10 protein-coding genes and 1 pseudogene are annotated in these 10,012 nt (G+C 69.7%); all 11 read right to left on the bottom strand.

Features of this window, described 5'->3' with window-relative positions:
- Window positions 1-5 precede the first annotated feature (5 nt).
- Window positions 6-728 (bottom strand): methyltransferase domain-containing protein, encoded by a 723-nt coding sequence (locus Q7W02_09265; protein ID MDO8476366.1) that lies wholly within the window; start codon window positions 726-728, stop codon window positions 6-8.
- Window positions 718-1,977, bottom strand: a complete 1,260-nt coding sequence (locus tag Q7W02_09270; GenBank protein MDO8476367.1) for a hypothetical protein — start codon at window positions 1,975-1,977, stop codon at window positions 718-720. The genes Q7W02_09265 and Q7W02_09270 overlap by 11 nt, the downstream gene beginning before the upstream one ends.
- Window positions 1,974-2,789, bottom strand: coding sequence for an outer membrane lipoprotein-sorting protein (locus tag Q7W02_09275; protein ID MDO8476368.1), 816 nt, complete (start codon window positions 2,787-2,789; stop codon window positions 1,974-1,976). Before Q7W02_09275 ends, Q7W02_09270 begins: the two co-directional genes overlap by 4 nt.
- Complete coding sequence (locus Q7W02_09280) at window positions 2,786-5,101, bottom strand: MMPL family transporter (protein ID MDO8476369.1); 2,316 nt, start codon at window positions 5,099-5,101, stop codon at window positions 2,786-2,788. Before Q7W02_09280 ends, Q7W02_09275 begins: the two co-directional genes overlap by 4 nt.
- A gap of 8 nt (window positions 5,102-5,109) precedes the next feature.
- The gene (locus tag Q7W02_09285; GenBank protein ID MDO8476370.1) at window positions 5,110-5,439 is read right to left on the bottom strand and encodes a DsrH/TusB family sulfur metabolism protein; all 330 of its coding nucleotides are present in this window, start codon (window positions 5,437-5,439) and stop codon (window positions 5,110-5,112) included.
- A gap of 7 nt (window positions 5,440-5,446) precedes the next feature.
- Window positions 5,447-5,812, bottom strand: a complete 366-nt coding sequence (locus Q7W02_09290) for a DsrE family protein (GenBank protein ID MDO8476371.1) — start codon at window positions 5,810-5,812, stop codon at window positions 5,447-5,449.
- 10 nt (window positions 5,813-5,822) lie between these two features.
- A pseudogene (locus tag Q7W02_09295) lies at window positions 5,823-6,179 on the bottom strand (DsrE family protein).
- A 4-nt stretch (window positions 6,180-6,183) separates the two neighbouring features.
- A complete protein-coding gene (locus tag Q7W02_09300) occupies window positions 6,184-6,543 on the bottom strand; it encodes a metalloregulator ArsR/SmtB family transcription factor (GenBank protein MDO8476372.1) in 360 nt (119 codons plus the stop codon).
- A 452-nt stretch (window positions 6,544-6,995) separates the two neighbouring features.
- Window positions 6,996-8,039 (bottom strand): pyruvate dehydrogenase complex E1 component subunit beta, encoded by a 1,044-nt coding sequence (locus Q7W02_09305; protein ID MDO8476373.1) that lies wholly within the window; start codon window positions 8,037-8,039, stop codon window positions 6,996-6,998.
- A gap of 7 nt (window positions 8,040-8,046) precedes the next feature.
- On the bottom strand, window positions 8,047-9,012 hold the full coding sequence (locus tag Q7W02_09310; GenBank protein MDO8476374.1) for a thiamine pyrophosphate-dependent dehydrogenase E1 component subunit alpha: 966 nt from the start codon (window positions 9,010-9,012) through the stop codon (window positions 8,047-8,049).
- The gene (locus tag Q7W02_09315; protein ID MDO8476375.1) at window positions 9,002-9,868 is read right to left on the bottom strand and encodes a glucose 1-dehydrogenase; all 867 of its coding nucleotides are present in this window, start codon (window positions 9,866-9,868) and stop codon (window positions 9,002-9,004) included. Before Q7W02_09315 ends, Q7W02_09310 begins: the two co-directional genes overlap by 11 nt.
- Window positions 9,869-10,012: the final 144 nt, after the last annotated feature.

The raw sequence follows: 10,012 nt of genomic DNA on the forward strand, positions 1-10,012 counted from the left end.
CCCTCCTATTCGCGCCGCACTGACACCGCTATGAAGGCAGCAGTCGCAGGCATCCACCGGGCGCCGATTGCGTCCCACTGCTCGACCCAGCCCACCCGCCCCCGGCCGCCGAGAGGCAGGAAGTGCACGGCGCGCTGCCACCGAGGATCCGCGAATCCAAGACTCGCCAGAAGGTCACGCAGTTCACTCGGGCTCAGGAACTTGGCCCCGCGCCAGACCGACGGGACGACAACACGTTTCACTCGGCGCCATAGTGTCCACGGTGCAGTCCGACTGAGGATCGCGACTACGAGACGGCCGCCTGGCCTGAGCACTCGATGCGCTTCTGAGAGCGCTCTGCCGGGCTCGGCCATGAACTCGAGCCCGAGGATGAGCGTCACGAGACCGAACGCACCGGGCCGGAACGGCAGGACGCCCGCGTCGGCCTGTACGAGAGAGAGCTTGCGCCCCAGGCGCTCGGCCTTGGACCGAGCAACCCGCAGCATGGGCTCCGAAATGTCCGCCCCGACCACGCGAAAGCCCCGACCGGCCAGGGCTAGGGCGTGGTTGCCCGTGCCGCAGGAGAGGTCGAGCCCGACGCCCTCGCAATTGTTGCCCACGAGGCGGAATACCGCGTCCTTCTCGAGACGGTCCACGAGCTGGCCAACGGGCGTGGCGTACCACGCATCGTACGCCTCCGCGACGGCGTCGAAGCTGCCCGTCGGGTGCCTGCGGGTCTCAGAATGCATAACGCACGACCGCGTGGACGTTCGAGTCACCCTTGAACTGGCCGTACGTGCTCCACGGCGGGCCGCCGAAGAAGTTGAAGCCGAGGCTGGCCGAGATGGCATCGGTCACCTGGTAGCTTGCCTCCGGGTTCACGTACCAATCCCCCTCGTTGGGGCTGCCGAGCACAAAGAGGCCGAGTCGGAGGGTCTGATGGAGAAGGAGCTGGGTCAGCCTGAGAGTCAGAACGTGGCGGGCGGCACAGCAATCCGGCATCGCCGGGCTCCGCGTCCTCAGGTAGGCCCCATAGTTCTGCATCACCTGCACATAGTACTGTCCGGAGACCGTGAGGTCCGGCACGATCTCCCGCTGATACCCGACGAGCAGCCGGGTCGAGGAGTTCTCCACGGCCGGGTTCCGCCCTGAGCGATCCGAGCGCGAGTCGTAGTATCCGGCCTCGAAGCTCACGACCCCGCCCAGTGCGGCGCCCTGGGCACTGGCGCCGTAGACGTTCAGTGGGGGGTAAAAGAGTCGGAGCGCCGGTCCCGGCTCCACCTCTTCGGTCGGCGTGTGGAAAAATCCTCGATAGGCGTAGAGGGAGACGTCCCAGCCAACGAGGTTTCGGAATGCTCTCAACCCCAGCTCCAGGTTCTCGATCGACGCGGGCGGATCATCGGTCGTTCTGGTCTCGATGGAGCCCGCCGGATCGTAGAAGCTCAGCCGTCCGCCGGCTTCCGGGACGGTATCGGCCACGAAGTGGGGCGCCAGGACGAGCTGGAGCGAGCTGCCGGCCCAGTGGGCGGTGGCGCTCACGGCATCGGACCCCTTCTTCAGGTATTCGAGCGGGAGGCCGGAGATGAACGCCACCCAGTCTTTTGGGAACACGTCGTTGATGAAGATCAGGTCCCCGACGCCCCACGTGATGATCTGCCGCCCGATCCGGAGATCCAGGGTCGGAAACCTGAGATCGAGGTAACCCTCCCTGAGGGAGACGCTCACCTCGCGTCCCACGGCGTCGTAGATCAGCTCGGTCTTGGCATTCAGCGCCCACCACTCACCGCGTGGCGCCAGCTCAAGCCTCACCCGTCCCTCGCCAAGGATGAACGACTCCTCGCAGGCGAGCCGCTGTGTGGGCGGACAGCCATCGGGCTGGATCAGACGGTACGCCGGGGCGGCCTGCACGAACCCGTGAATCGGGAACTGCTCGGCGAATGCCAGCCCCGGGCCGGCGATGGACGCTGCCAGGGCCAGGAGCCACAGACACCGGTTCACCGGGTCAGTTCTGCCGGCGGCGCCCTGAGCGCGCGCTCGCTGAAGAGCTCGGGTGACAGCTTCAGGTTGTACCGGAGGTCGTCGAAGGCGACATCGGTCCGGTGTCCGCTCTGGACGTTCCTCATCGAGCGCTTCACCGCGCTCCAGAAACCCTGGACCTCTTTCACCTCCGCCGCCGTGTACACACGGGCCAGGTCTCCTCGCCGGTCGTAGTACTCCTCCTTGAGCGGCAGCCACGTGGTCTTGTCGATCCACGACAGCTTGCGGCTGAAGTCGGCGGCCTCTTTGGGCACACTCTCGACGACATAGGCCTCGCGCCCCCCCACCGGCTCCTCGCGGAGGAGCTTGTGGCTGTCGTCCTCGGGCTCGCGCCCCGAGACGTCTTCGTAGGAGAAGTCCGAGCCGACGAAGCTCGTGTGCTTGTCGCTGGCCGCGATCCGCCGGACCAGCTTGAGCGCCGGGATGTAGAGCCAGCGGTCGTCGTCCCGCCCGGGGTACTTCCAGACCAGGAAGGCGAGGTCGCGGACGTCCGGCGGGCGGTGGAAGTAGATGAAGTATCGCTGCTCGCCGCCCTCCTTGAGGGTGCGCCGGGTCATGGTCATCTCGCGGACGCGCTCGCCGCCGTCCCTGGAGACAAGCACCATGGTGACCCGGGCCCGCATGTCCTCGCCCGCGTAGTACATGGCCAGATGGGCCCGGCGCATGACCTCCTCTGCCGACGGGGCCTGGGCCACAGCCGGCGAAGCGATCGCCCAGGCGCCCACCGCCGCCAGCACAGCGCTGCCGATCCAGCCTGCGTGAGTGCGTGTCATCGAGGCGTCTCCCGGAGCCCCCGCGTCAGCCAGCGGGGAAAGAGCGCGACCACGGCCGTAAGATACACCACCGTCGCCAGCGCCGACACGAGCATGATGGCGATCATGAACACCCCGACCGTGACGTAGGGGGTGAGCGCTGCTGCGAGCATCACGGCGAAGCCCGAGGCGAAGAGAACGCCGTTCTTCAGGATCCCGAGCCCCGGCCGCGCCACCGTCCAGACCAGCGCGCCCTCGAGGTCGCCCGTCTCCTGGTAGCGCTGCTGGAAGCGGCTCACGAAGTGGATGGCGAAGTCGATGGCCAGGCCCAGCGACAGGGTGGAGAGCACCGAGATGGGCATGTCGAAGTCCTTGCCGATGAAGCCCACCACCCCGTAGATGAGGACGACGGTGAAGAGCAGCGGCAGGAAGCTCACCACCCCCCACCGGAGAGAGCGGTAGTTCAGGACGAGAAGGACAAGCACGAGGATGCAGGACGCGATGAATCCTTCGAGCATCCCGACCAGGACCTCCTGGTTCCAGACCATGTTGAAGTAGGCGATCCCCGCGGGCCGCAGCTCGACCCCCGGGATCGGCTGCGACACCAGATGACCCCGGGCTGCGGCGAGCACCCCTTCCGTGTCCGTCGCGTCCCAGCTCCGGAGCTGGACCATGACGTTGGCCTTCTGGTAGGAATCGTCCACCACGTTGCCGAGCTCACGCTGGCGGGCGGCCATGCTGAAGAGGAGCAGCGCCTGGGCGGCGGCCTCCTGCGAGTCGGGGACGACCTCCTGTGCGGGGTCGTTGTCCCTGAGCACCCGGTGCACCCGCTTGACGACATCGGCCACGGACGTGGTCTTGCCCACGACGGGCTCGCGCTCGATGCGCCGCTGCAGCCCCTCGAGGGCCCGGAGGAACTCCGGCCGCGTGACGGCGTCGGGCTGCTTGCCGTCGGCCACGAGGTAGAGGGTCGCCGTGCCGCCGAGCGCCCGGCTCAGCGCCGTGTCCGCGACACGGATGTCGCTTCCCGCCTTGAACCAGGCGACCATGTTGTTGTTCATGCGGATCTGCGTCAGCCCGACAGCCGAGATCCCGAGGACGACCATCCCGACCACCACCACGGAGGTCTTCCAGGCGATACACGCCCGGCCCACCCGCGCCAACCACCGGGACGCCGGCTCTGCCTCCACAGGCGCGGCGGCAACCCGTGTCTCGCGCGTGATCGCCAGGAGCGCCGGGACCAGCGTGAAGCTCATGACCAGGATGGCGAGCGTGCCGAAGGCCACGAGGAGGCCGAAGACGCGCACGGGGATGATGGGCCCGATGGCGAGGGAGGCGAACCCGGCGATCGTCGTGAGATCCGAGAAGAGCACGGGCGTCCCGACCGCATCCATCGTCTGGAGGATCGCCTCCCGCCGGCTGCGCGCCTCCCGGCGCCGGAAGGTGAACTCGTTGAAGATGTGCACGGTGTCGGTGGAGATCGCCATGAGGAAGACGGGGCTCATGGAGGCCATGATGTGGACCGGGATGCCGAGCCCGATGAAGAGCCCCATGGCCCAGATAATGGCCAGCATGGCCACGGCCATGTTCGCCACCACCAGCCACCAGCTCCTGAACATGAAGAAGAGCATCGCGCACATGAGCATCCCCGCCAGCGGAGAGAAGAGCCCCATCTGGCGGAACATCTCGCCACCGAAGGTGTCGCGCGCCACGGGATCGCCCGCGATGTAGTAACGCTCGGGCCCGGCCTCCTTGGCGGTGATGCGGCGGATCTCCTCGGCGAGCGTCTTGCCGTTGGCGCTCTTCTCGATGGGGATGTAGATGGCGGTGGTCTTGCCGTCGGCGGAGACCAGCCGGTTGACCAGCAGCGCGTTGCCGAGCACCTGCCGCCGGAGCTGGTCCGCCTCGGCCGGCTCGCGAGGGACCCTGCCGAGGATGGGGCGCGCATCGAGGGCGCCGTCGGCCACCGTGACGTCGTTCACGGTGGGCAGCGCCACCACGTCCCGGGCGATCACGCCGGGCAGGCGCAGCACCGCCTCGGTGAGCCGGGCAATGCGCCCCAGGGTCTCGGGCGTGAAGATCCCCCCGGCGCTCTCGATGCCGACCACGAGCACATCCGGGTGCAGGCCGAACCAGCCCTCCACCTGGTCGTTGTACTGACGGACGGGCGAGGTGATCGGCAGCATGTTCTTGGGATCGGTGTCGGTGCGGATCCGCGGGAGCTGGCTCCCGAAGGCGAGCGTCAGGAGGAGGACCAGGACGAGCACCGCCCGGGGATGGTCGACCGACCACTCGACCGTGCGCCGGCGAACGCGATCCCACCAGGCTCCCATGGGAGATCCTAGAGCGCTCCGATCACCCGGTCGTGATCGCCGGCCAGCGCCGCGACGAGCCCCGGGTAGTCCAGCGCCGAGGCGCGCGGGCCCGCCCGGAGACCGCGCAGGACGAGGTCCTCGCCGAGGACGAGGCAACGCGCGCCACGGTCCAGGAGGCGATCCAGCGCTGCTCGTGCCTCATTCGATGCACGGGTGCTTGCGACGAGCACAGCATCCTGCAGGCAGCAGAGCGTGAGCGCATGCCCCTGATCCGCCAGGGAACCGGCGAGGGCAAGTGCCCGCTGCCCGGCTGGGGTTTCCGGCGAGCTGCTCAGGGCCAGGAGGATCGAGGCCACGGGATCCTCAGAAGAGCAGTGTCTTGTCGCAGCCGGCCATGGCGGAGGCGATCTCGCCAGCCGCCGCCGGATGCACGCCGGGAAGCAGCTCGCCGGCCGACAGCCCGCGCGCATCGAGGGAGTCCTGGTCCACGAGTACCCGCACTCGCTCCTCGCCCGTCTCCAGGATCCCGCCGAGCGCCTCCGACAGCGAGATCCACCCGTCGGGGAGCGGCGCCTGTCCCGGCAGCGCCGTGTAGACGCCATCTCCCATGAAGGCGAGCACGACCTCCCAGCCCTTCCCGAGCGCCCCCCCGGCATGGCGGATCGCCTCCGCAGGCTGGAGCGAGCCATACGGGGCATGATCGAGCACGAGGCACAGGAGCCGCGGCACGAGGCGCGCCCTATCGCCCGAAGGTGAGCACGGCGTGGCTCTCCCCAAGAAGCGCCATGAGACGCGAGAGACTTCCGATCGTCGCCCCCGCCAGCAGATCCTCCTCGGCGATTCCCCTGAATCGCAGGCAGGACCCTCAGAGGTGGACGTCGCCCCCGCGGGAGAGAAAGGCGGCGGCGGCCGCGCCGACGTCGAAGACGCCGGCGGTCTTCTGCTCCGTCACGAAGCCGGAGACCCCATCGGCGGTGGCGAAGATGGTCGCCCGGTGGCCGGCGCCCAGCGCCGCGCTCGCGAGCGTCAGCGCGCTGGATGCGGCCTGGCCCGAGTAGGGGCCGGCGGACAGGACGAACGTCAGGAGGCGCTGCACCCCGTCACCTTGCTGTCCGGCTCCGCCGGGCTCCGGCGCCGGCCGCCCGGACGAGCCGCCGGCCCTCGGCGATCTGCTCGAAGAGCACCTCGCGCATGATGTCGAAGGCGCGGAGGATCTTCGGGTTGGCGATCCGGTAGTGGATGGTGGCGCCCTCCCGCCGGGTGAGAACGACGCCACGCTGGCGGAGGATGGCCAAGTGCTGGGAGAGGTTCGACATGCTGGTCCCCACGCGCCGGGCCAGGTCCGCCACGGCGATTTCTTGCTCCCTGAGCGCGTTGAGGACCTTCAGCCGCGTGGGATTCGCCAGGATCTGGCAGACGCTCGCGTGCAGCACGTAGATCTGATCGTCCGTGGAGGCCATAGATTCCTCAATTCCGTATTTAAGGATATTCGAAAGTAAGAAGCAAGCGAAAAGTTTCGGACGCCGATGGGCACCCGAGACGTCGGCCCCCCAGCGGGGGGAGCGCCTAAGTAACATGGAGCCGGTTCTCGGACACGGCGGCCCTTGTCACAGCGCGGATGAACCGTGGCATGTCGCGCCGATCCTGCCGGAGCGCGGGCGGAAGGTCAAACGGGCGTCTCGAAACAGACGGCGGGAGCCGTCCATCGGGGCTCCCGCCGGGCTCAGCGCAGACGGCCGCGGTTGCCCCGGCCTCCGGCACCCCCTAGATGGTCACGTCGGGGAGGGCCTGCTGCTCGGCTCGGTGAACCAGCCCTCCCCGGCCGTACCGGACGCGCCGCGCCGGTTCAACCGCATGCTCGCCGCGCCGCAGTACCCGATCTCGGCGTGGACTGAACAGGCCCCGCGCGGTGTCATCCCGCCAGCATGTCGCGGATCGCCGCCGCGATCTCCGTCGGGCCGGGCAGCACCACGGCCTCGAGCGGCGGCGCGAAGGGCACCGGCACGCCGGGATTGCCGAGGCGGCGCGGGGCCGCCCTGAGCGCCCCGAAGGCGCGTTCGGTCACGAGCGCGATGACCTCGGCCTGGATGCCGCACGTGAGATAAGCCTCGTCTACCACGAGCAGGCGACCGGTCTTCCGCACCGAGTCGACGATGGTCTCGCCGTCCAGCGGCACGAGCGTGCGCGGGTCGACGACCTCGACGGAGACGCCTTCCGCCGCCAGCGCCTCGGCCGCGGCCAGCGCGTGGTGCAGCATGATCAGGGACGCCACGACCGTGACGTCGGTGCCGGCCCGCCGCACCGCCGCGCGGCCGAAGGGGATCAGGTAGTCAGGGCTCCTGAACTCGGGCGGCACCGGCCAGCGCGTGCGGTAGAGCATCTTGTGCTCGAAGAAGAGAACGGGGTTGTCGTCGCGGATGGCCGACAGCATCAGTCCCTTGGCGTCCGCGGAGGTCGCCGGCAGCGCGACCTTGATCCCCGGGACGTGGGCGAACCACGAGTAGAGCGCCTGCGAGTGCTGCGACCCCGCGCCCTGGCCGCCGCCGCACGGCAGCCGGATGACGAGCGGGACCTTGACCTGGCCGCCGGTGAGGTAGCGCAGCATGGCGGCCTGATGGGTGAGCTGGTCGACGGCGACGGAAAGGAAGTCGCCGAACTGGAACTCGACGATGGGGCGCATGCCCCCGATCGCGGCGCCCACCGCCGCGCCCACGACGGCCACCTCCGAGCAGGGCGTGTCGCGGACCCGCTCGGTGCCGAACTCGGCGGCGAGGCCGGTGGTGACGCCGTAGGGCGGGGCGCCCGCGATATCCTCGCCCATCTGGAAGACCGCCGGGTCGCGCCGCATCTCCTCGCGCATGGCCTCGTTGATCGCGCCGCGGAAGCTCGGCCACTCGCGTTCCTCGGGGCGCACCGGGCCGCCCGATCTGAACAGCCGCCGGTCGAACGCGCTCACATGCGCCTCATGCCCAGAGGTCCTCGAATGCCTCGCGGGGATCGGGGAACGGGCTCTGCCGCGCGAACTCAACGGCGACCGCGGTCTCGCGGTCGGCCTCGGCCTCCATCCGCGCGTACGCCTCCGCGGTGAGGAGCCCCTCGGCCAGCAGCCGCGCGCGGAAGCGCGCGATCGGGCACTGCTCCCACGCCGCCGCGATCTCCTCCGGGGCGCGATAGGCCTGCGGATCGTGGGCGAGGTGGCCGCCGAGACGGACCGTCCTCGCCTCGACGAGCGTCGCGCCCCCACCCGCGCGCGCCCGCGCCACGGCCGCCGCGACAGCGTCGCGCACGGCGAGCGGATCGTTGCCGTCAACCACCACGCCGGGCAGGCCGTACCCCGCGGCACGGATGGCGATCGATGCCGCCTTCACGGCGGCGGCCACGGGCTGCGTGATGCAGTAGCCGTTATTCTCGCAGAGGAGGATGAGCGGCAGCGTCCACATGGCGGCCAGGTTGGCGCTCTCGTGGACGGCGCCCTCGTTGGAGGCCCCGTCGCCGAAGAAGGCCAGGCTCACGCGATCGGTGCCCCGGAGCTTCTGCGCCAGCGCCATCCCCGCCGCCACCGGCACCTGGGCGGCGACGATGCCCCCCATGCCGATGACGCCGCGGCTCACGTCGGTCACGTGGTACGACTTGCCCTTGTTGTAGCCGGTGCGCCGGCAGTAGAGCTCGGCCATGATCCGCTTCGGGTCGAGCCCCCGGGCGACCTGGGGCGCCTGGCCGCGATGGGTGGTGAACACGTAATCGCCCGGCTCGAGCGCCGCGCACGCGCCTGCGGACACGGCCTCCTGTCCCGTGGAGAGCGCCGGCGGGATGCCGCCGATCTCCTCGCGGAAGTACGCCTCCGCCCACGCCGTCTCCAGGCGGCGGATCAGGAGCATCGTCCGCAGCAGCCCGCGTGTCTCCTCCGCGCTCAATCGGTCAGGGTCCAATCCGGCGCACCTCCGAGGGCTCTCCTGTGGAGCCCTTGTCGAGACTGGCGGCCTTGAGGAGCGGACTGTCGGCGCCAGCGCCGAAGATGGCGGGGCCGCGCGCCAAGAGCCCCCCGTCCACCACGATCGTCTCGCCGGTGATGAAGCCTGCGTCCGACGACGCCAGGAAGAGCGCGACGCCGGCGACGTCGGTGCCGCGGCCGGCGTCCGGCCAAGGCTGCTTCTCGAGGATCGCCTGCTCGGCGGCGGCCGGGTTCCCCTTGTGGAACAGGTCGGTCAGCAGCGGGCCCGGGGCGATGGCGTTGACGCGAATCCGGTGCGGCGCGAGCTCGACGGCCACGCTCCGCGTCAGGTTGATGATCGCCGCCTTCGCGGCCGAGTAGCAGTGGGCCCCGCCGCCGCCCGCGAAGCCGGCGATCGAGGAGGTCGAGATGATCGAGCCACCCTGGCCCTGCGCATTCATGGCGCGCGCGCCGTGCTTCATACCCAGGAAGACGCCCCGGAGCAACACGGCCAGCGTGTAGTCCCACTCATCGACCCGCGTCTCGGTGATCGGGCCGAAGGCGCCGCCGATCCCGGCGTTGTTGAAGACGCAGTCCAGGCGCCCGAACGCATCGACCGCGCACCGGACCATCGCCTCGACGTCCCCCTCGCGGGCGACGTCGGTCCTCACGAAGCGGATGGCATCCCGCTGTCCCTTCTCCGCCGCGACCTTCAGCACGGCCTCGGCACCGGGCACGTTCAGGTCGGCGATGACCACGTGCGCGCCCTCGTCGAGGAAGCGCAGCACGGTGTCGCGGCCGATGCCGTTGGCACCGCCGGTGATCACTGCAACCCTGCCGTCGAGTCTTCCCATGCGCTAGCCTGCTCTTCCAAGTAACATCATCATGCGGGTGAACCGGCGGGGGGTGAGACGTCCGCGGTTTTGGTGAGGGTGTAGCCGAGTTCCTGGGCCCGGCGCATGAGCTGGGAGACGACACGGCTCTGGTAGCGGCGCTCG

The organism is Candidatus Rokuibacteriota bacterium, from assembly GCA_030647435.1.
GTDB lineage: Bacteria > Methylomirabilota > Methylomirabilia > Rokubacteriales > CSP1-6 > AR37.